Origin of the sequence: Rhizocola hellebori (assembly GCF_016862955.1) — a bacterium.
GTDB classification, from domain to species: domain Bacteria; phylum Actinomycetota; class Actinomycetes; order Mycobacteriales; family Micromonosporaceae; genus Rhizocola; species Rhizocola hellebori.
The window spans coordinates 1-20,906 of sequence record NZ_BONY01000130.1; the positions used below are offsets into that span (position 1 = coordinate 1).

General features: G+C 66.5%; 22 protein-coding genes and 1 pseudogene. 16 read left to right on the forward strand and 7 right to left on the reverse strand.

Annotation, left to right across the window (positions count from 1 at the left end; genetic code table 11):
- Positions 1–123 precede the first annotated feature (123 nt).
- The gene (locus Rhe02_RS46965) at positions 124–756 is read left to right on the forward strand and encodes a futalosine hydrolase (RefSeq protein ID WP_203915076.1); all 633 of its coding nucleotides are present in this window, start codon (positions 124–126) and stop codon (positions 754–756) included.
- Here Rhe02_RS46965 and Rhe02_RS46970 read toward each other — a convergent pair.
- A complete protein-coding gene (locus Rhe02_RS46970) occupies positions 726–1,502 on the reverse strand; it encodes a DUF3027 domain-containing protein (RefSeq protein ID WP_203915077.1) in 777 nt (258 codons plus the stop codon). The two genes, Rhe02_RS46965 and Rhe02_RS46970, sit on opposite strands and share 31 nt — an antisense overlap.
- 50 nt (positions 1,503–1,552) lie before the next feature.
- On the opposite strand from Rhe02_RS46970, the gene Rhe02_RS46975 reads away from it, so the two are divergent.
- The 6 genes from Rhe02_RS46975 to Rhe02_RS47000 all read left to right on the forward strand — a co-directional run bounded on the left by Rhe02_RS46975 (position 1,553) and on the right by Rhe02_RS47000 (position 6,779).
- Entirely contained in the window at positions 1,553–2,959 is a 1,407-nt protein-coding gene (locus tag Rhe02_RS46975) for an NCS2 family permease (RefSeq protein WP_203915078.1), read from the forward strand.
- Positions 2,960–3,028: 69 nt separating this feature from the next.
- Complete coding sequence (locus Rhe02_RS46980; RefSeq protein WP_203915097.1) at positions 3,029–3,448, forward strand: MarR family winged helix-turn-helix transcriptional regulator; 420 nt, start codon at positions 3,029–3,031, stop codon at positions 3,446–3,448.
- Between the two features lie 27 nt (positions 3,449–3,475).
- Complete coding sequence (locus Rhe02_RS46985) at positions 3,476–4,768, forward strand: MFS transporter (RefSeq protein WP_203915079.1); 1,293 nt, start codon at positions 3,476–3,478, stop codon at positions 4,766–4,768.
- Positions 4,769–4,780: 12 nt separating this feature from the next.
- Positions 4,781–5,509 carry a maleylpyruvate isomerase family mycothiol-dependent enzyme gene (locus Rhe02_RS46990; protein WP_203915080.1) on the forward strand — a complete coding sequence of 243 codons (729 nt, stop codon included), beginning with the start codon at positions 4,781–4,783 and terminating at the stop codon, positions 5,507–5,509.
- A 10-nt stretch (positions 5,510–5,519) separates the two neighbouring features.
- Positions 5,520–6,065 carry a hypothetical protein gene (locus Rhe02_RS46995; protein WP_203915081.1) on the forward strand — a complete coding sequence of 182 codons (546 nt, stop codon included), beginning with the start codon at positions 5,520–5,522 and terminating at the stop codon, positions 6,063–6,065.
- Entirely contained in the window at positions 6,066–6,779 is a 714-nt protein-coding gene (locus Rhe02_RS47000) for a 2'-5' RNA ligase family protein (protein WP_203915082.1), read from the forward strand.
- Here Rhe02_RS47000 and Rhe02_RS47005 read toward each other — a convergent pair.
- The 5 genes from Rhe02_RS47005 to Rhe02_RS47025 all read right to left on the reverse strand — a co-directional run bounded on the left by Rhe02_RS47005 (position 6,763) and on the right by Rhe02_RS47025 (position 12,698).
- Positions 6,763–8,034, reverse strand: a complete 1,272-nt coding sequence (locus Rhe02_RS47005) for a glycosyltransferase (protein ID WP_203915083.1) — start codon at positions 8,032–8,034, stop codon at positions 6,763–6,765. The two genes, Rhe02_RS47000 and Rhe02_RS47005, sit on opposite strands and share 17 nt — an antisense overlap.
- 66 nt (positions 8,035–8,100) lie before the next feature.
- Positions 8,101–9,093 (reverse strand): aldo/keto reductase, encoded by a 993-nt coding sequence (locus tag Rhe02_RS47010; RefSeq protein WP_203915084.1) that lies wholly within the window; start codon positions 9,091–9,093, stop codon positions 8,101–8,103.
- Between the two features lie 41 nt (positions 9,094–9,134).
- Positions 9,135–10,160: a septation protein SepH gene (gene sepH, locus Rhe02_RS47015; RefSeq protein ID WP_203915085.1), complete on the reverse strand. Its 1,026-nt coding sequence runs from the start codon at positions 10,158–10,160 to the stop codon at positions 9,135–9,137.
- Positions 10,161–10,283: 123 nt separating this feature from the next.
- Positions 10,284–11,393, reverse strand: coding sequence for a phosphoserine transaminase (serC, locus tag Rhe02_RS47020; RefSeq protein ID WP_373320804.1), 1,110 nt, complete (start codon positions 11,391–11,393; stop codon positions 10,284–10,286).
- Between the two features lie 198 nt (positions 11,394–11,591).
- Positions 11,592–12,698 carry a citrate synthase 2 gene (locus Rhe02_RS47025; protein WP_203915087.1) on the reverse strand — a complete coding sequence of 369 codons (1,107 nt, stop codon included), beginning with the start codon at positions 12,696–12,698 and terminating at the stop codon, positions 11,592–11,594.
- Positions 12,699–12,855: 157 nt separating this feature from the next.
- Between Rhe02_RS47025 and pdxH the strand changes: the two genes are divergently transcribed.
- Genes pdxH through Rhe02_RS47045 form a run of 4 tightly spaced genes read left to right on the forward strand, consistent with a single transcriptional unit; the run spans position 12,856 to position 15,390 of the window.
- Positions 12,856–13,503, forward strand: a complete 648-nt coding sequence (gene pdxH / locus Rhe02_RS47030; protein WP_239124530.1) for a pyridoxamine 5'-phosphate oxidase — start codon at positions 12,856–12,858, stop codon at positions 13,501–13,503.
- A 24-nt stretch (positions 13,504–13,527) separates the two neighbouring features.
- Positions 13,528–14,442, forward strand: coding sequence for an aldose 1-epimerase family protein (locus Rhe02_RS47035; RefSeq protein WP_373320805.1), 915 nt, complete (start codon positions 13,528–13,530; stop codon positions 14,440–14,442).
- A 13-nt stretch (positions 14,443–14,455) separates the two neighbouring features.
- Entirely contained in the window at positions 14,456–15,082 is a 627-nt protein-coding gene (locus Rhe02_RS47040) for a nitroreductase family protein (RefSeq protein ID WP_203915089.1), read from the forward strand.
- A gap of 14 nt (positions 15,083–15,096) precedes the next feature.
- Positions 15,097–15,390: a type II toxin-antitoxin system VapB family antitoxin gene (locus tag Rhe02_RS47045; protein ID WP_203915090.1), complete on the forward strand. Its 294-nt coding sequence runs from the start codon at positions 15,097–15,099 to the stop codon at positions 15,388–15,390.
- Here the strand turns inward: Rhe02_RS47045 and Rhe02_RS47050 are convergent.
- Positions 15,383–16,555 (reverse strand): acyl-CoA dehydrogenase family protein, encoded by a 1,173-nt coding sequence (locus Rhe02_RS47050; RefSeq protein WP_203915091.1) that lies wholly within the window; start codon positions 16,553–16,555, stop codon positions 15,383–15,385. The two genes, Rhe02_RS47045 and Rhe02_RS47050, sit on opposite strands and share 8 nt — an antisense overlap.
- A gap of 50 nt (positions 16,556–16,605) precedes the next feature.
- Between Rhe02_RS47050 and Rhe02_RS47055 the strand changes: the two genes are divergently transcribed.
- The 5 genes and pseudogenes from Rhe02_RS47055 to Rhe02_RS47075 form a co-directional block, all read left to right on the forward strand.
- The gene (locus Rhe02_RS47055; protein WP_203915092.1) at positions 16,606–17,328 is read left to right on the forward strand and encodes a DUF4230 domain-containing protein; all 723 of its coding nucleotides are present in this window, start codon (positions 16,606–16,608) and stop codon (positions 17,326–17,328) included.
- Between the two features lie 25 nt (positions 17,329–17,353).
- Positions 17,354–18,661, forward strand: coding sequence for an L-serine ammonia-lyase (locus Rhe02_RS47060; protein ID WP_203915093.1), 1,308 nt, complete (start codon positions 17,354–17,356; stop codon positions 18,659–18,661).
- Between the two features lie 12 nt (positions 18,662–18,673).
- Positions 18,674–19,480 (forward strand): ABC transporter permease, encoded by an 807-nt coding sequence (locus tag Rhe02_RS47065; RefSeq protein WP_203915094.1) that lies wholly within the window; start codon positions 18,674–18,676, stop codon positions 19,478–19,480.
- On the forward strand, positions 19,480–20,214 hold the full coding sequence (locus Rhe02_RS47070) for an ABC transporter ATP-binding protein (RefSeq protein WP_203915095.1): 735 nt from the start codon (positions 19,480–19,482) through the stop codon (positions 20,212–20,214). The genes Rhe02_RS47065 and Rhe02_RS47070 overlap by 1 nt, the downstream gene beginning before the upstream one ends.
- Positions 20,211–20,906, forward strand: a pseudogene (locus tag Rhe02_RS47075) (glycosyltransferase family 39 protein); the annotation flags it as partial. The gene Rhe02_RS47070 and the pseudogene Rhe02_RS47075, both read left to right, overlap by 4 nt.

Sequence of the window (20,906 nt, forward strand, 5' to 3'; positions counted from 1 at the left end):
GCAGCCGCCGGGGGCGGCCAAGCACGCAGGTGGCGTTGCCGCGCGGGAGCTTGCGGTGAGGGACCACGACGGCGCGGCGCAAAGGGAGATTTTGGGGTTAGTTGATGCCACTAGGGTGTGGGCATGGGGTTGTTGATCGTGACGGCGGTGGCTGCCGAGGCTGAGGCTGTGCTCAAGGGGCTGGCACCGGATTCGTCGATCGCTGTGGTGCCGGTCGGGGTGGGGATGGCGGCGGCCGCGGCGGGGACGGCGAAGCTGCTGACGCTGGCTGACGGGCGGTACCGCGGGGTGATCTCGGCCGGGATCGGGGGCGGCATCGGGGTGCCGCTGGGGGCCACAGTGCTTGCGGCACATGCTATTGCGGGCGATCTTGGGGCGGATTCGGCGGAGGGGTTTATCGCGCTGGACGAGCTTGGCTTCGGCACCACCGTCTACAAGGCCGATCAGAAACTGCTGACCTCGTTGCGAGAGGCGCTGCCGGAGGCCGTGGTCGGGGACGTCCTCACGATGAACACGGTGACCGGCACGGCGGCGCGGTTGGCGGGGCTTGTCGAAAGGTATCCGGCGGCCGTCGCGGAGTCGATGGAGGGCTACGGGGTGGCGTGCGCGGCGGCGCAGGCCCAAGTCGCCTTCGCGGAACTAAGGACAATCTCCAACACGGTCGGGCCAAGGGACCGCGACGCGTGGCGCATCAAGGACGCGTTGGAAGCGCTGACCAAGGCGACTCAGATGCTGTCGACCTCACTGTCGTCGTAGACCGTGGGCGGCGCGGGGATCGCGGTCTCCTCAATGAGGATCTCGGAGTGGCCTCCGCAGCCGTGGTCGCGGGAGACGACACGGCCGTCGTCTGGCGTATAAACGTTGGCACAGACGCCGAAGAGGGTGCCCAGTGAACCCGCGAGCTTGAGGTAGAAGCCGCAGGAGACACAGCGCGCGGCGCGTGGCGCGGCCGCCGAGATCGGGGCGTCGGGGCCGTGGTCGCCCTCGTACCAGCGCTCCGCCGCCTCGGAGCGGCCAAGCGGCGACATGACGCGGGGCCGGCCGAGGCCAAGCTCCCAGGCGACCTCGTCGACAGCTTCGTCACCGGCGAGCATGTAACCCGGAGTGAGCCGGTCATCCTCCGCCGGAGTGGGAAGCAGGTCGCCGACGCCCAGGTCGCCGGGGTGCAGCCGCTCGTGCCAGGGAACCCAGCCCGGGGCGAGCAGTGCCTCGGAGCCGGGCAGCAGCACGGTGTCGCAGATCGTCACGTGCTTGCTGCGAGGCACCCGGGTCACCGTGACGGCCCACTGCCATCCGCGGTATCCGGGCATGTCACAGGCGAAATAGTGGGTGACCACGCGGTCGCCCTCGGCGGTGGCGTTGAGGTGCGCGCCAACGTGCGAGCTGTCCTCGGTGATCGCCTCACGGGCAATGTCCACAGCGGCAGCGCAAACCTGATCGAGCTTGGCGGCGCCCGCGCGGGCGGATGAAGAACGGGTGGCGATCCTGGTCACGGAACCCATTCTTCCTCATCGCTGGCAGTAGTTACCACCCGCCTTGACCATCTGACATCATGCGGCCCATGAGCACACTTGACCGTTTCTTCGAGATTTCGGCGCGCGGGTCAACGATGTCCCGCGAAGTGCGTGGTGGCCTGGCCACCTTCTTCACGATGGCCTACATCGTGGTACTGAATCCGCTCATCCTCGGCGCTTCCCCCGACATGGATGGGCAGAAGCTGCCGATGGCGGCCGTGGCGGCGGGCACGGCGTTGGTGGCCGGGCTGATGACGATCCTGATGGGTGTAGTCGGCCGGTTTCCGCTCGCGCTCGCGGCCGGCCTGGGGGTCAACGCGCTGGTGGCGTTTGAGATCGCGCCCAAGATGACGTGGGCCGACGCGATGGGCCTGGTGGTGATCGAAGGTTTGATCATCACGGTCCTGGTGCTGACCGGCCTGCGCAAGGCGATCTTCGAAAGCGTCCCGATGCAGATGAAGACCGCCATCGGTGTCGGCATTGGACTCTTCCTGGCCCTGATCGGTTTCGTCGACGCGGGCTTCGTACGCTCGACGGCCCAGCCAAGCCCCCCGATCGGTCTCGGCCTCGGCGGAAAGATCGTGACCTGGCCGGGTCTGGTCTTTGTGCTGGGTTTGCTCTTCACGATCGTGTTGCTGGTGCGCAAGGTACGTGGCGCGATCCTCATCGGGATCATCACCACCACCGCGCTGGCCGTCGTGGTGGAGGCGATCGCCTCGCTCGGCAGCTCGAAGACGGGTTGGAGCCTCAACGTCCCCAAGGTCCCCCAAAAGTGGATAGACGTCCCCGACCTTTCGCTGCTCGGCAAGTTCAATCTCTTTCACTCGTGGCAGGTCGCGGGCGCGGTGGTCTGCGCGATGTTCGTCTTCACATTGCTCCTGACCGATTTCTTCGACAGCATGGGCACGATGGTCGCGGTCGGTCAGGAGGCCGGGCTGGTGACCGAGGAAGGTTCGGTGCCGCGGGCAAGGGAGATCCTGTTGGTCGACTCGATCGCGGCGGCGGCCGGTGGTGCGGCGAGCACCTCCAGCAACACCTCATACATTGAGAGCGCCGCGGGCGTGGGCGAAGGCGCCCGAACGGGTGTGGCCAACCTCGTCACGGGAGGGCTGTTCCTGCTGGCGATGTTCCTTGCGCCGCTGGTGACGATCGTGCCACTGGAGGCGGCGGCCACCGCGCTGGTCGTGGTCGGGTTCCTCATGGTCACCGGAATCCGGAACATCGACTGGAGCGACTACGAGATCGCGATACCGGCATTTCTCACGATCGTGCTTATGCCGTTCACTTACTCCATCTCCAATGGGATCGGGGCGGGCATGATCTCGTACGCTCTGATCAAACTGGTTCGCGGCAAGGCGCGGGAGGTGCACCCGCTGCTTTGGGTGGTGGCGGGCCTGTTTGTGCTGTATTTCCTGCGTGGCGTGACCGAGATCATGTTTGAATGAACTGGAAATTAGCACGGCTAATTAGCTAGCCTAAGGATCGTGATAGGGCAGGTGGTGATGGTGGTGAGCATGACGCCCGAACAACTGACGGTGCGCCTGCGGGACGCCATCACCCGGCTCAATCGTCGCTTGCGTCAGGAGCGCCCGCTCGGCGACCTCACCGTGACCCAGCTCTCCGCCCTCACCAGCCTTCGCATCGGTGGCGCGCTCACCCCCCGTGAGCTCTCCGACGCCGAACGAGTGCAGCCGCCCACAATGACGAAAATCGTGGCGAAGCTAGAGGAGCGCGGTTTGGTCCAGCGCAGCCCGCATCCGACCGACGGCAGGCAGGTCCTGCTCGCGCCGACGGCCGAAGGGCTCGAAGTGATCGACTCGTACCAGCGGGTGCGAGACGAATGGCTTGCCGCCAAGCTCGCAAATCTGACGCCCGACGAACGCGACACGGTCGCCCGGGCAGCCTCCATCTTGGAGGGTCTCGCCCGGGCATAGGCAAGCTAGCTAGGAGGCGCAACAAGCGTGCGGGCGCGACTAAGCACCACGTTCCGATCCCTGACGGTCCGCAACTATCGGCTTTTCGCAAGTGGTCAGCTGATCAAGCTGATCGGTGTCTGGATGATGTATATCGCCCAGGACTGGCTTGTCCTGGAGCTGACCGACAACTCACCCACCGCGCTAGGTCTGGTGACCGCCGCCCAGTTCGTTCCGGTGCTGGCCCTCACCCTTTACGCGGGCTCGCTGGCCGACCGGTTCGACAAGCGCAAGCTGCTGGTCATTTCCAACGGCGCCTGGGCCGTCTTGGCCATCATCCAAGCCATCCTGGTGGCGACCGGGGTCATCCAGATGTGGATGATCATGGTCTTCGCGCTGATGCTGGGCATCGCCCAAGCCGTCGAAACCCCGGTGCGCCAGTCGTTTGTCTCCGAGCTGGTCGGAAAACCACTGCTGCCCAATGCCCTCTCGCTGTCCGCGGCCACCTTCCAGACCGCTCGGATCACCGGTCCCGCTCTCGCCGGGGTGGCGATCTCCGTCTTCGGCACTGGTCCCGTGTTTCTCATCAGCACCCTGATGGCGATCGCGCCCGTGATCATGCAGATCCAGATCAACCCTGATGCGCTGCACCGGAAGGCCTTGGTACCCGCCGGCGAGATTGAGGCGAAGATCGCTGACGGGATCCGCTACGTCCGGCACCGCCACGATCTGCTGCTGCCGATGGTGACGATCGCGGTGATCGCCATGTTCGGCTACAACTTCCAGCTCACCCTGGCGTTGCTGGCAAAGACCGTCTTCAACACCTCGGCGGCGACCTTCGGGCTTTTCAACACCGCTCTGGCGGTCGGTGCGCTGTGCGGCGCGCTGGCCGGGACGGCGCGCAAGAGCCGCCCCTCGGTGTACCTGTTCTTGGGCGCTGCCATCTGCTTTGGTGTGTTCGCCATCGCGGTGGGGATGTCGGACTCGGTCTGGCTCGTGCTGCTTCTCCTTGTCCCGACCGGGTTCAGCACGGTCTTCCTCGGCCAGGCGGCCAATCAGCGGATCCAGCTCGGCGTCGACTCCGCCTATCGGGGCCGGGTCATGGCTTTGTTCGTTTTGATTTTTATGGGTACGGCGCCAGTCGGCGCCATGATCGCAAGCTTCATAGCCGAGCACTTCGGCGCCCAGGCCTGCATCTGGTTCGGCGGCTCGATCTCCCTAGCGGCCGGCGTCAGCGCGTTGATCTGGCAGCTTCGCCACGCGGGAGAAAAGCTCTCCCTGCAGGTGCGCCCGCGGCCGCGGTTGCGGGTAATCCAGGCTGAAAGTGTCACTGTGGCGTGATGTGATGCGGCTATGGATTACTTGACCGTTCTGGAGGCTGACTATCGCCGGCTGGTGCAGGTTACTTCCGGCGATCTCACCGCCCGGGTGCCCACCTGTCCGGAGTGGACGGTCGACGATCTCGTCAACCACGTCGCGCACGTCTATCTCCACAAGGCGGCGGTCATGCGGTTGAACGCCATGCCCAGGCCGTGGCCGCCGGCGCCGACCGGCGAAACCCCGAGCCAGCTGCTGCAGCGGGGCTATGCCGAGATGTCGGCCGAGTTCGTTGCTCGCGCTGGAGAATCGGCGGCGGCCACCTGGTTCGAGCCGGATCAGACGGTGGGTTTCTGGCGGCGCAGAATGGCACAGGAGACCGTGATCCATCGCATCGATGCCGAGCTGGCAATGGGTGTGCCAAGTGAGCCGATTCCGGCTGATCTAGCCCTCGACGGCATAGACGAGGTGCTGAGGATCATGCTCGCCTGGGCCAGCCGCCGATGGCCCGACAAGTTCACTGCCGAATTGTCCAAAGGCGACGGTTCGGTGCTGGTCATCGACCGGTGGCTGGTTTCGTGGAACAGCTCTGGAGTTTCCATCAGCGACGAGGGAACCGAAATCGGTGACGGCGACGTCAGCGGCTCGGCCGAAGCGGTGCTGCGGTGGTTGTGGCGGCGTGCCGACGACTCCGCCGTGCAGTTGGCAGGGGATTCGGCCAAGGTGAGGCAAATGCAGGAGTTGCTTCGCGTGGCAACGCAGTAGGGTGGGGGCCGTGGCCGCAGACAGCGCTCTTCCGATCACGCTTGGTGTGATCGCGCTGCTTAGCATGCCCGCCGCGATAGCCGCGGCCATCTGTGCCGATGAGGTGGTCGACTCCGTGCGCCAACGGGCCGAGCACGCCCGTGAGTCGTGGCAGGAGCAGCGCACCCTCGATCGGCTGGAGCGCGCCTTCGCGCCGGCTCCGCCGGCCGGCCCGCCGTGGGCCAACGCGGCGCGGGTCGCCTCCGACGTGCTCAGCTCCGCGCGCGAGTCGGTGGCCCAGTTCGCCGTCCAGCGGCTCAACGCCGCGGGCTTCGCCCCCGCATGGCTTCCCTTGCCGGCGGTCCCGGCCGCGGAGCTTTCCTTCGAAGAGGTTGTCGCCTGGTTGCGAGCGGTGCCGCGACAAGACGCCGAATACGACGAGGCGCTCGCGGCGGCCTGCCGCTGCCTGGGCATCTCCGAGCATTTGGGCGAGGTCTCCGGCCTCGACCTCGAAATCGAGCGCCTGCGCGTCGAGGGAGCGCTCACCGACGCCGGCCTTCACCTGCGCGACAAGTAAATGCGGCTGTTCGTAGCCATCTTCCCGCCGCCGGAAGCCTTGGAGCATCTAGCCGCGACGGTCGCCCAGCTCAACCTCACCCGCCGCGTCATCCCACCCGACCGCTGGCACATCACCCTCGCCTTCCTCGGCGACGTCCCCCTGACCCTGCCCACCCCGGCACCCGGCCCGGCGCGGGGTGAGGGTGCGGCGCGGGCCGAAGGTGCGGCGCGGGCCGAAGGTGCGGGTGCGGCGCGGGGTGAAGGTGCGTCGCGCGGTGAAGGTGCGGCGCGGGGTGAGGATGCGGCGCGGGGTGAGGATGTGGCGCGGGGTGAGGGTGCGGCGCGGGGAGTGGTTGGGGCGCAAGTGGTGTGGGGGGCGTTGGGGCGGGTTCGGGTGGCGGTGGGCGGGGTGAGTATGGCTTCGGGAGGGCGGTTTGGGCAGGTGGTTTGGGCGGGGGTGAGCGGCGACGCGGAGGGGCTGACTCGGCTCAGCCGGGCTGTGCGGCGGGAGCTGCGGGCCGTGCGGGTTCCCTCTGACGACAAGCGGTTCCGGCCGCACCTGACGATCGCCCGGTCGGCTGCGGGTCTGTCCAATGAGGATATGGCGCTGTTGAAGGCGTATCAGGGGCCGAGCTGGCCGGTGAGCGAGTTCGTGCTGGTGCGCAGCGAGCTGGGCCCCCACCCTGAATACAGTCGGCTGGGGGCATGGCCCGTGTCTAGCGCTCCTGGGTGATGTCCGCGGTGATGGTGGCGCGTGCCGTGGTGATCGGCAGACCGGCTTGGATGTGCTGCCAGATCGCCTCGGCGGCTTGCCGCTGACCCGAGTGGGTGTGGATCCAGTGGGCGATTTCCTGTGCCCGCAGTTCGTAGCTGGGGTCCTTGAGGATGGTGCGGATGGCTTCCTGGATGTTGGCGGCCCGCCATTGGTCGGAGGGGATGCGGATGCCCGCGCCCAGCCGGGACAGGTTGTCCAGGTTGATCTGCTGCTCCATTTGCATCGCCACACCCAGGATCGGCGTTGCCCCGGCCAGGCAGGTCTGGATGGTGGCCTGGCCGCCGTGGCTGATCACGACATCGGCCAGTTCGGCGACGGGCAGGATGGGCGTGAACGCGTCGGTGATGTAGACCGACGGGTTGCCGGCCGTGATCTGGCGCAGCTCCTCGATATCGATGATCGCGGGAGAGGCGATGATGATCGAGTTCCAGTCGCCGGCCGCGATGGTGGTGACGGCGCGCGCGGCTTCGATGAGCGCCTGCTTGGTGCCCGAGCTACCCATCGTCAGCAGAATCTTGGGCCGGCCGTCGTCCGAGGTGAGGATGTTGAGCAGGTTCCGGTCCGGGGCGCTTCCGTAGGTACCCTTCGAGAAAAGCGGACCCGTGATGATGGTGTTCTCGGGCAGGTCGATGCCTTGGTAGAACTCGGGCAGGTCGTTGATGATCGTCAAGTTCGCGGTGATCATCTCGTAGATCGTGGTCGGCGGTTCCCCCTGCCAGCCAGCGTCGATGATCGCTTGGATGAGGCGGTGCTGCTTCACCAGGCCCAGTCGTGACTTGTGCAAGCCGTCCTCGACCACAGTCGGTGGTACCGGGAGGAAGCTGATTGTCGGGATGCCTTCGAGCTTGGCGGCGATGCTTCCCACCTGCCAGAAGCTGTGCAGCACCAGGTCGGGTTGGATCTGTCGCAACGCCTGCCGCTGGCCCTCGATGAAGGCGCTGGCGATGGCCACAGAACCGACGAGCTCAGGGGGATCAAACCCCATGTCGTCGTCGGTGCTGCGGCCTTCGACCTCGGGCTGCACGCGAATGATGTCGAATCCAGCCTCACGGATGTATGGCTCGAACCAGCTGCCGTGTGACAGGAACGTGATGATGATCTCGTGTCCGGTCGGCGTGTTGTCCTGCAAGCCTTTAGCCAGCTCGAGCGCTCGCGTCGCCTGGCCGGTGTTTTGCAGGGCCACAGAGATAGCGATATGAGTCTTTGTGGTCATGGGCCTTACCGTCGCGCTGGGCGCTCAAGCCACAATCGAGGATTGCTCACGAACCAGTGACGCTGGCTACCAGGCCCACGCCTCCGGGCCGGCACCACCGTTGCCCACCGGCGGGAACAATTCATCCAATTTGGAGAGAAGCTCGTCGTCGAAGGTCACGTCGAAGGCGCGGAGCGAGCCGTCGAGCTGTTCCATGGTGCGCGGGCCGATGATCGGCGCGGTGACGCCGGGCCGGTTGAGCAGCCAGGCGACGGCCATGTCAGCCGGGTCGACCTCCATCGACTCGCAGAGCTTCTCGTAGGCCTCGATGGTTTCCCGGTGCTTGTTAAGACCTTCCTGGGAACGGCCACCCTCGTCGGCCACCCGGCCACCCGTGCCCTCCTTGAGCTTGCGGATGGCCCCGCTCAGCAGGCCGCCGTGCAGCGGGGACCAGGGAATGATCCCGATCCCGTTGTGCTGCGCGGCCGGGATCACCTCAAGCTCCACATAGCGCGTCATCAGGTTGTAGATGCACTGCTCGGAGACGAGGCCAAGGAAGTGACGCGAACGGGCCGCCTCCTGAGCGGCGGCCAGGTGCCAGCCGGCGAAGTTGGACGAGCCCACATAGCGAACCTTGCCCGAGCTGACGAGGATCTCCATGGCCTGCCAGATCTCGTCCCACGGCGTCTTCCGGTCGATGTGGTGCATCTGGTACAGGTCGATCCAGTCGGTTTGCAAGCGCCGCAACGAGTCTTCGCAACCCTTGATGATGTGGCGGGCGGACAAACCCTGATCGTTGGGCCACTCGCCCATCCGTCCGTAGACCTTCGTGGCCAGCACGACCTTGTCGCGGCGGCCCTCGCCCTGGGCGAACCAGCGGCCGATGATCTGCTCGGTTACGCCCTTGCCCAGCGTCCATCCGTACACGTCGGCGGTGTCGAAGAAATTGAATTTATGCTCGAGGGCGCGATCCATGATCGCGAAGCTGTCGGCTTCGGAGGTTTTGGGACCAAAGTTCATGGTGCCGAGACAGAGCCTGCTGACGCTGAGGCCGGTACGGCCAAGGGTGGTGAACTCCATGGTTGTACCCTATTGCGCGCATGAAGCAGCGTGCTGAGCTATTAGCTCTCGCGGGCGGCGGGGGCACCGCCGAAGAGGACGTCGTCCCAGCTGGGGAGGCGTTTGCGGGGCTTGTCGCCGGGGCCGGTGGCCGCGGGATCGGTGGCCTGCCGACGCGGGCGCAGCACAGCCAGCGAGGGGACCGCGGGAACCTCTTTGGGCCCGTCAGAGTCGTGATCGAAAGCGCTGCCGGCGCCTCCGACAGCGCTGTGCGCGGCCGGACGCTGGCGGGGCGTGTCGTTGGGCGCGTCAAGGCCCCGGCCCGGGCCGCTGCCCAGCGGCCGGTCGAGGGCGGCGACGAGCGCGTCGCGGCCGGCGCGGATCGGGTCGCGGCTGGGACGGCGAGCGGTGTCGGCGGCGGCGGGCAGGCCGTGCCCACCGAGGTCGCGACCGCTGCGGCCGACCGGTGCCTGGCCGGCGTGCGGGTCCTGCCCGAGGATCTGGGTCGGGCGCTCGGCGCACAGGTATTGCGCCATGTCATCGTGCGGTGAGACCTGCTGGCGGCCGCGGTCTAGCTCCCACACGGCCTGAGCGGTGGCCTTGCCCGAGGGCCAGGTCGCCACCACGCGCCAGGTGCCGTCTTCGCGGCGGTAGGCGTCCCACGAGATCTTCTCGGTGTCGATGCCGTGCTGGGCCAGGCGGCCATCGACGACGTCGGCCAGGGTGGCGCCCTTGTCAGAGCTCTTGAGCCTGGTGCGGCGGGCGTGCTGAGCGAGCATGGCGCGCTCCTGCAGCACCGGACCCGCGTAGCGCAGGACGCGGTCAACCGGAACGCCGGCGATGCGCGCCACGTCGTCGGCGCTCTCGCCGGAACGGATGCGCGCCTGGATGTCGCGCGGGGAAAGGCTGTTGGAAGCGTCGTAGGGGACCGCGGCTATGGTCACCGTGTTGGGGCTGGCGGCCCGCTCGGGATCGAGGGCAACGGATACGCGCTCGTCGATCGGCAGGGAGAGCAGCCGACCCACTTCGTCGGCCAGGACGAGGGCTTGGCCATCTTCGGAGAGAGCAACGAACCTAACCGGCCGCACGCTGTCCTCCGTCCCCAAGGTTGTGCCGTGCGCGGGGGAGATGGCACGGCATGACGTTCCTCCGTGACACCGTACGTGGCGGGTGTCCGGAAAGACACCCCGCCACGCCGTATTGGTTCAATGTCAGAGGTGCTCGACCACGTAATCAATGCAGCTGGTCAGGGCCTGCACGTCAGTGGGTTCGATCGCTGGATACAAGGCGATCCGCAGCTGGTTCTTGCCGAGTTTGCGGTAGGGCTCGGTATCGACGATCCCGTTCTCCCGCAACACCTTGGCGATCTTGGCGGCGTCGATCCCTTCGGCGAAGTCGATCGTGGCGACCACATTGGAGCGCAGCCCCGGGTCGGTGACGAACGGCGTCGCGGTGGGCGACTTCTCGGCCCAGCTGTAAAGGATCTCGGCGCTCTCGGCCGTGCGGCGGACCGCCCAGTCGAGGCCACCCTGCGCGTTCATCCAGTCGGTTTGCTCGGCAGCCAGGAAGATCGTGGCGAGCGCCGGGGTGTTCAGCGTCTGCTCCAGACGCGAGTTTTCGATCGCCGTCACCAGGTCGAGGAAGGCGGGGATGTAGCGGCCCGAGGACTTGATCTCCTCGGCACGCGCGATCGCGGCCGGCGACAGCAGCGCGATCCACAGCCCGCCATCGGAGGCGAAGCATTTCTGCGGCGCGAAGTAGTACACATCGGACTGGGTCAGGTCAACGGCGAGCCCGCCCGCCGCCGACGTGGCGTCGTGCAGCATCAGGGCACCATCATCGGCACCGGCCACCCGCTGCACGGGCACCGCAACGCCGGTCGAGGTCTCGTTCTGGGGGATGCCGTAGGAGTCGACGCCCTGCTCGGCCGAAAGGAAGGCAGCGCTGCCCGGCTCACCTTTGTGGACGGTCGGCGTGCCCAGGAACGGCGCGTCCTTGACCGCCTTGGCGAACTTCGCGCCGAACTCGCCGAAGGTGGCGAACTGAGCCCGGTCGCGGATCAACGAGAACGCGGCCACCTCCCAAAAGGCCGTGGTGCCACCGTTTCCGATGATCACCTCGTAGCCCTCGGGCAGGCCGAAGAAGGCAGAGATGCCGGAGCGCAACCGCGCCACCTGGTCCTTGACCGCCTTCTGACGGTGAGAGGTGCCAAGGAGGGACTGAGCTACGTCGCTCAGAGCCTCGACGGCGGCAGGGCGGACCTTCGACGGACCGCAGCAGAAGCGGCCATCGGCGGGTAGAAGCTCGGCTGGAATGCGCATAGCGGCCATCCTTCCAGAACGAGGATGACCGCTATGCGACTCAGCTCACGGGTTGGACCGTGATGGTCCTCACTGCAACATGGCGCGTGCGAAGCAACGCGCGGCAGCGCCGCCGGAAAGCCGGCGTCTTCCCTCCCGATCTTGAAGGCGGGCTCTTTGCCTTCAAGATCGCTCAGTCCAGACACCGGCGCGGCGCTGCTACTGGCCGTGGGGGATTGAGTCCCAGCCTTCGACCTCGTGGGGTTTGCGGGTGCCGGGACCGACGTATTTGGCCGACGGGCGGACCAGGCGGTTGAGCTTCTTCTGCTCCAGGATGTGCGCGGACCAGCCGGCCACCCGGGCGCAGGTGAACATCGAGGTGAACATGTGCGCCGGAACCTCGGCGAAGTCGAGCACGACCGCCGACCAGAACTCGACGTTGGTCTCTAGCACCCGGTCGGGACGGCGCTCGCGCAGCTCCTTGAGCGCGGCCTTCTCCAGTGCCTCGGCGACCTCGTACCGGCCGGCGCCCAGCTCCTTGGCGGTGCGGCGCAGTACTCGGGCGCGCGGGTCTTCGGCGCGGTAAACCCGGTGACCGAAGCCCATGAGCCGCTCGCCCCGGTCGAGCACGCCCTTGACGTAGCCCTCAGCGTCGCCGGACCGCTCGACCCCCTCGATCATGTGCAGCACCCGCGATGGGGCGCCGCCGTGCAGCGGGCCGGAAAGGGCGCCGATGCCGGAGGAGATGCAGGCCGCGGTGTCGGCCCCGGTGGAGGCGACCACGCGGGTGGTGAAGGTGGAGGCGTTCATGCCGTGCTCGGCGGCGGAGATGAAGTAGGCATCTACGGCCTTGACGTGCCGCGGATCGGGCTCGCCCCGCCATCGCTTCATGAACCGTTCGACGATCGTGGAAGCCTTGTCGATCTCCTTCTGCGGCACGGCGGGAAGGCCGAGGCCGCGCGCGGACTGGGCGACGAAGGAAAGAGCCGTCACCGAGACCCGGGCGAGATCCTCGCGGGCCTGCTCATCGGAGATGTCGAGCAGCTGGCCGAGACCCCAGTAGGGGGCGAGCATCGCGACCGCGGACTGCACGTCGACGCGGATGTCTCCGGAGTGGACCGGCACCGGGAAGGGCTCGGCCGGCGGCAGGCCGGGGCCGAACTTTCCGTCGACCAGAAGCGCCCACACGTTGCCGAAGGAGACCTGACCGATAAGGTCTTCGATGTCAACGCCCCTGTACCGCAGCGCGCCGCCTTCCTTGTCAGGCTCGGCGATCTCGGACTCGAACGCGATTACGCCCTCGAGGCCCGGCTTGAAGTCGGACATCTCAACGCTCCTGTTTGCTAATGCCTTAGATGAACGAACGTTTTGCGACAGAGTTTCGTCAACATCTTGCCCGCCGATATCTCGGTTGGCGAGGCCACCCTAATGTGCTACACCCGACATTCTGCGCTTCGCCCGGGTACCCGACGATGATGACGTGATGATGAGCACACCAGCCGAGCTGGCGAGAATGAGGCAGGAGTACAGGCCCGCGCCACTTCTGGAAGCCGATCTCGCGCCGGACTGGCCGACCCAGTTTGGACGCTGGTTCGCCGAGGCGGTGGCCTTCGGCCTGCCCGAGCCCAATGCGATGGTGGCGGCCACGGCCGACGCCGACGGCCGGCCCAGCGCGCGCACCGTGCTGCTCAAGGACTACGACGCGCGGGGCTTGACCTTTTTTACCAACTACGACTCGCGCAAGGGTCGTGAGCTGGCCGCGAATCCTGCGATCAGCCTGGTCTTCCCGTGGTTCGTCATGCATCGGCAGGTCGTGGTCTGCGGGGTGGCGCAACGGGTTGGCCGCTTGGAGACCGAGACGTACTTCGGGCTGCGGCCGCGCGACTCTCAGATCGGCGCGTGGGCCAGCCCGCAGTCGCAGGTGCTGCCCAACCGCAAGGTGCTCGACGAGGCTTATGCGGAGGTCGCCGCCAACTTCGACGACAAGATCCCGCCGCCGCCGCATTGGGGTGGGTTCCGCGTGGTGCCGGAGACGGTCGAGTTCTGGCAGGGCCGGCCGAGCCGTATGCACGACCGGCTACGTTATCGCAGGTCAGGCGAGGGTTGGGTCGTGGAACGCCTCGCGCCGTAGAACTTTCCGATAATGTCCCAGAGCGTGACAGCCAGTGGCGCGCAGTGGACGATCAGCCGGGGAGACCAGACCGCAGTCGTGGTCGAGGTCGGTGGAGGTCTGCGGGGGTACAGGGTCGGCGACGATGAGGTCCTCGACGGATATGGCGAGAGCGAGATCGCGCCGGGTGCGGCCGGGCAGATCCTCGCGCCGTGGCCCAATCGACTCCGCGACGGATCGTTCAAGTTCGATGGTGAGCAGTACCAGGTCGCGCTGGACGAGCCCAGCCTGCACAACGCGATCCACGGCCTGGTGCGCTGGCTGGCTTGGCATCCGGTGGAGCAGACCGACGATTCCATCACCATGGAGCACGTCCTGCACCCCGCGCCGGGCTATCCGTGGCGGCTGGTGCAGCGCACGAAATATTCGCTCGCCGAGGAAGGCCTGCGGGTCGAGCACACGGTGACCAACCACAGCGACCGCCCGGCGCCCTTCGGCATGGGCACCCATCCCTACGTCCGGGTGGACGGGGTGCCTCTGGCGGAGCTGGAGCTGTGCCTCAAGGCGCGGATACGGTTGCTGGTGGACGGCAGGCTGCTGCCCATCGGCGCGGCGCGGGTGCCGGGGACGGAGTGGGACTATTCGACCCCCCGCCGGATCGGTTCATCCAGCGTCAACGCCGCGTTTGGCGATATCGCGCGTGACGACGACGGCCTGGCCGACGTGTCGATCACCGCGCCGGATGGGCGCGGTGTGAAGGTGTGGGCCGACAGCGCATTTCCGTGGTGGCAGCTCTACACCGGGGACGCGCTCAGCGGGGATCGGCGTCGCCGAGCGATCGCGATCGAGCCGATGACCTGCCCGCCCGACGCGTTGCGCTCGGGCCGCGACCTGATCCGGCTGGAGCCGGGAGTCGACTGGAAGGGCTCGTGGGGCATCAGCACCACGGCCGCCGGCTAACGGGGGAGAAACCATGGAGTTCGCGGAGGTAGTTCGCAAGCGCAAGATGGTGCGCAATTACGACCCCGATCGGCCGGTGCCGCCGGAGATCGTGGAGCGCCTCCTGCGCCATGCCACCCGTGCCCCCTCGGCCGGGTTCTCCCAGGGCTGGGCCTTCCTCGTGCTGCAGACAGCCGACGAGCGTGACCGGTTCTGGGCGGCGACCACGCCCGAGGAGCCGACGCTCGGGAAGTGGCTGGAGAACATGAGAACGGCACCGCTGATCATCGTTGCCCTGTCCAACAAATCGGCCTACCTGGCGCGCTATGCCGAGCAGGACAAGGGCTGGACTGACCGTGACGAGAATCGATGGCCGGTACCCTACTGGGACATCGACACCGGCATGGCCTCGCTGCTCATGCTGTTGACCGCGGTCGATGAAGGGCTGGGCGCGTGTTTCTTCGGGATCCCGCCGGCCCACACCGAGACGTTCAAGGCCGCTTTCGGGGTTCCTGAGGAGTTCGCGCCGGTGGGGGTGGTTTCCGTGGGCTACCGCCGCGCGGATGACCTGCGCAGCTCCGCCAAGCGCGGCCGGCGTCCCCTGGACGAGGTCGCGCACTTCGGGCAATGGAACCAGCGGACTAGTCTGTCGGAAGACTGAGGCGAGGGGGAAACGTGATCTTCAAGGCGGTGCGGGACGGGCGTCCTTACCCCGAGCACGGTTACACCTTGAAGCAGTGGGCGGACATTCCACCCAGAGCGGTACGTCTCGACCAACTTGTTACGACCAAGCTGGAACTGGGCCTCGATCGGGTGCTGGCCAACGATTCCACCTTCTACGGCGACCTGTTCCCGCACGTGGTCGAGTGGGAGGGCGAGCTGTACCTGGAAGACGGGCTGCATCGCGCGTTGCGCGCAGCGCTGCAGCAGCGCCACCAGATCCACGTGCGGGTGCTGGTGCTCAGCTGAAGGCGGCGATGCCGGTGAGCTTTTGGCCCAGTACCAACTGATGGATCTCAGACGTGCCCTCATAGGTGAGCACGCTCTCCAGGTTGTTGGCATGCCGCAAGACCGAATACTCGCCCGAAATTCCGTTGGCGCCCAAGATGGTCCGGCACTCGCGGGCGATCTTGATGGCCTCCCGGACGTTGTTGAGCTTGCCCGCGCTGACCATCTCCGGCGTGAGGCGGCCGTCATCGGCCGCGCGGCCGAGGTGAAGCGCGAGCAGGAAGCCCTTCTGCAACTCCAGCGCCATGTTCGCCAGCTTCGCCTGGGTCAGCTGGAAGCTCGCGATCGGCTTGCCGAACTGAATCCGCGACTGCGAATAGGCCACCGCCGTGTCGAAGCAATCCCTTGCCGCGCCAAGCGATCCCCACACGATCCCGTAGCGGGCCTCGGTCAGGCAGCTCAGCGGCGCCTTGAGCCCCTGCGCCTCGGGCAGCTGGGCCGAAGCGGGCAGCCGCACCTCGTCGAGGACGATCTCGCCGGTGGAGCTGGCACGCAGGGAGAGCTTCTGCTTGATCTCGCGGGCGGTGACGCCGGGTGTCGACATTGGAACGAGGAACCCGCGCACGCCCTCCTCGGCCCGTGCCCAGACCACGGCGACGTCGGCGAGCGGCGCGTTGGTGATCCACATCTTGCCGCCGTGGAGGATCCAGTCATCGCCGTCGCGCCGGGCCCGGGTGGCCATCGACGCGGGGTCGGAGCCGTGATCGGGCTCGGTCAGACCGAAGCATCCGATGAGCTGACCGGCCGCCATCCCGGGCAGCCACTGCTGTTTCTGTTCCTCGGTGCCGTAGCGCCAGATCGCGTACATGGCCAGCGATCCCTGCACGCTGACCAGCGATCGCACGCCCGAATCGGCGGCTTCCAGCTCCATGCACGCCAGGCCGTAGGCCACCGCGCTGGAGCCGGCGCAGCCGTATCCGGTGAGATGCATGCCGAGAAGTCCGAGTTTTCCGAATTCGTTTGCCAGATCGCGAACCGGGGCATGGCCAGAGTCGTACCAGTGACCGACATCACCGCGCACACGGCGATCCATCAGCTGGCGCACCACGGCTTGGATCTGCCGCTCCTCATCGGACAACAGGCCGTCCAGCTGGAGCAACTCGAACGGAGAAACAGCGCTATTCACAGGGTGCACGTTAGCCGTACGGTGATGTGGATGTCTGCAAGGAGGAGCTAATGGCCGACGAACCGACCAAGATGATGGAAAGCTCAAACGAGCCCACTCAGCGCATTGAGCACGTTGAGCGGTCTCGGGGCGGCCGTCGCTTCCTTGCCGTTCTGGTGGTGATCGCGTTAATTGGCGCCGTAGTTTTCTATTTCAACCCGGGCAAACTGCTCCCCGAGTGGATCAAGAATCCGTTCGCCGAGCAGACCACCGTGAAGACGCAGCCGCCCGTGCTGCTGTCCATCCGTGACCTGGCCCGCTTCGTGGCCGCCGAGGGCAACTTCGAGGTCGTCGTCGATCTCAAGAAGGATCGCAAATACGTCCCCGACTGGCTGCTCAATGAGCGCACGCTCTTCGTCGGCGCGGGCACGGTCGAGGCCTACGTGGAGTTCAGCGGGCTGACCGAAGACAAGATCAAGGTGGATGAGGCGACCAAGACGGTCACGGTCGAGCTGCCCGAGCCCGAGCTCGCCGACCCCAAGCTGGATCTCGAGCGCAGCTATGTGTTCGCGGAGTCACAGGGCCTGTTCAACAAGATCGGTGAATTCTTCGGCGGCGACCCGAACCGTCAGCGCGAAACCCTCCTCGTTGCCGAGCAACGGATAGCGTCCGCCGCCGCGGCCAGCACGTTGCGCGAGCGGGCGAAGGAGAACACCCGCAAAACGCTGGAAGGGATCATGCACTCGCTGGGCTACGAGAACGTGATCGTCACTTTCGTGCCAGATCCGAATTAACCATCGTTCAGCTAAGGTTGACGCGATGATCAGCGCCTTCGACCTCTTCAAGATCGGGATCGGCCCCTCCAGTTCGCACACGGTGGGGCCGATGCGTGCAGCCAACATTTTCGTCTCCGGGCTCAAGGCCGATGGGCGGCTGGTCGATACCGCGCTGATCCGCGCCGAGCTCTTCGGCTCGCTGGGCGCCACCGGCCACGGCCATGGCAGCGAGAAGGCGGTGCTGCTCGGGCTCGGCGGCGAGGAGCCGGAAACGGTCGACATTGCGACCGTCCCGCAACGGGTGGCCCAGATCCGCGCTCAGATGAACGTCGAGCTGATCATGCACAAGCGCCGGACGCTGCCGTTCCACCCCAACGGCATGACCTTCACCGCGCTCGACCGGGAAGGAAATCCGGTCCGCGAGCGCACTTACTACTCCGTCGGCGGCGGGTTCGTGGTCGACGAAAACACGGGCCACCTCAAGACCGATGACACCCCGGTGCGGTACCCGTTCCTCACCGGCGCCCAGCTGCTGGCGCACGGGCTTCCGATCAGCGACATCGTGATGGCCAACGAGCTGTCCTGGCGCTCTGAGGCCGAGGTGCGGGCGGGTCTGCTGCACATCTGGGAGGTGATGCAGCAGTGTGTTCACACCGGCCTGCACACCGAGGGGACGCTTCCGGGTGGGCTCAAGGTGCCGCGCCGCGCGGCCGTCATCAAGAAGCAGCTGGAGTCGGAACACTTCACCACGGATCCGTTGCGGGTCATGGATTGGGTGACGCTCTTCGCGCTCGCGGTCAACGAGGAGAACGCGGCCGGCGGGCGCGTGGTCACCGCCCCGACCAATGGGGCCGCCGGGATCATCCCGGCCGTGCTGCACTACTACACGCGCTTCGTGCCCGGCGCCAACCCCGATGGGGTGGTGCGCTTCCTGCTGACCGCGGCCGCGATCGGGGTGCTCTTCAAAGAGAACGCCTCCATCTCCGGCGCGGAAGTGGGCTGTCAGGGCGAGGTCGGCTCGGCCTGCTCGATGGCGGCGGCCGGTCTGGCCGAGGTCATGGGCGGCACCCCGGAACAGGTCGAGAACGCCGCTGAGATCGCGATGGAGCACAATCTTGGCCTGACCTGCGATCCCGTCGGCGGCCTAGTGCAGATCCCCTGCATCGAGCGCAACGCGGTCGCCAGCATCAAAGCCATCACCGCCGCGCGAATGGCGCTGCGCGGCGACGGCACGCACCACGTCTCCCTCGACAAGGTCATCAAGACCATGCGAGAGACCGGCGCCGACATGAAGGTCAAGTACAAGGAGACCTCGCGAGGCGGTTTGGCCGTAAACGTCATCGAGTGTTAGTAGATTGGCCCTATGGGGCACAGTGTCGCTGCGGTGTGGGATAACCGCACTGTGCTGCGCGTGCTGGTGCACCGCGACCTCACCCTGAAATATCAGCAATCCATTCTCGGCTATCTATGGTCGCTGATCGAGCCGCTCAGCATGGCGGTCATCTACTGGTTCATCTTCGGGTTGCTCTTCGACACCCAGCTGGTCGACGGCGGCTCCTACCCGATGTTCATCATCTCCGGCATCTTCGCCTGGGCCTGGTTCAACAGCGCCATCAACGAGTCGACGACGGCGCTGACCGCCCAGTCGCGTCTGGTCACCACCATCAACCTGCCGCGGCAGGTCTTCCCGATCGGCAAGGTGCTGGGGCGATTCGCTGAATTTCTCGCTGGGGTACCGATCCTGCTCGGCGCCGCCTATCTGTTCAACGGGGAGGTGACCTGGCGGACCTTCGTGGGGCTGCCGCTCGCTGTCGCGCTGCAATTCCTTCTGCTGATTGGGATTTCGCTGCTGCTCTCCTCGGTGACGGTGATGCTGCGCGATGTCGAGCGCTTCGTGCGGCTCTTCGTCCGGGTGCTCTTCTATGCAGCGCCAATCATCTATCCCCTGGACAAGGTCTACGAGTCCGAAGCGCTGCCCGGATGGGCGAAACGGCTTTACCTAGCCGATCCGATGGTCGGCATCTTCCAGCTTTACCACTCCGCGTGGTTTCCGCATGAGTGGCCCTCCACGGCCCTGCTCACCACCGCGGTGGTCGGCACGCTAGCCGTACTGGCGCTGGGAATCTGGGTCTTCCGCCAACTCGAGCCCGCGGTTCTCAAGGAGCTGTAGTGATTCGCGTGCGGGGGCTCGGAATCCAGTTCCACCAAGGGCGCAGGCGCAACCTGCGCCTGCGCGAGCTCCTCTTCCACGGCTCCAAACGCAACCCCAATCACGGCACCTTCTGGCCGCTACGCGATGTCGACCTGGACATCACCGCGGGGGAGGCCGTGGGTGTGGTGGGGCGCAACGGTACAGGGAAAAGCACGCTCTTGAAATTGATCGCGGGGGTGCTGATGCCCGATGAGGGCAGCATCCACCTCGACGGGAAAGTGGCCCCACTGCTGGAGTTGTCGGCCGGCTTCGCCAGTGACCTGACCGGCCGCGAGAACGTGAACCTGGTCGGGGCGCTGCACGGGATGTCACGTGAGCAGTTGCGGCGCAACTTCGACCACATCGTCGAGTTCGCCGGCGATCAGGTGCGCCGCTCCATCGACGCGCCCGTGCGCCACTACTCCTCCGGCATGCGGGTGCGGCTCGGCTTCTCCGTCATCGCCCAGCTGCCACACCCGATCCTGTTGGTGGACGAGGTGATGGCGGTGGGCGACGCGGAGTTCAGGGCCAAGTGTTACGACACCATGGAACATCTCCTTGCCGAGGGCCGCACGCTTGTCTTGGTGTCCCACAACGAAAGCGACCTGACCCGATTCTGCACCCGTGGCCTGTTCATCAACGACGGCGGCATGGCGGTCGACGGTTCGATGAGCGATGCCCTGACCGCGTACAAGGAGGTCGTCGAGGCGTGACCTTCGTCATCCCGTTCCTGTTGGCGCTTGGAGTCGGCGCGATCGGGATCACCAGACAGGCCTGGCGCGACGAGCACGCAACCTGGTGGGCCGCAACGATTCCGCTGCGGGATCTGAGTGACCTTCTGTCGCGAGTGGACATAGTCCTCGCGCCTTATTACCTTTTCATGCGCGGCTGGATCGCGATATTCGGCGATTCGGTGGTGGCGCTTCGCCTTCCGTCGCTGATCGCCATGGCCACCGCGGCCGGCCTCACCGGGGTGCTCGGCGCGCGCCTTTACCACCCCTGGGTCGGCCTCACCGCAGGCTCGCTTTTCGCTGTCATTCCAAGCGTCAGCCGCTACGCCGAAGAGGCCCGACCCTACGCCTTCGCGATCTGCTTCGCCATCGCCACGGTGCTCGCCTTGCTAGCGCGGCGCTGGGTCCTGCTCGCCATCTTCGTCACCCTCACCGGCCTGGCCCACCTCGTCGCCCTCACCGTCCTACTAGCCCACCTCCCCCTCATCCTCCATCGCCGCACCTCCACCACCGCCGCAAGATCGTCGCGATTTCGGGGAATTCGCGGCCATGCAGCGCCCGATAGCAACGATTTCCCGGAAAGCGCGACGATCACCGCCGCGCCCACGGGGGTGGAGGCGGGCAAGGCGGGGGCCGCAACGGCTGTGGCGCAAGGGGATGCGGCGGCCCCGCCC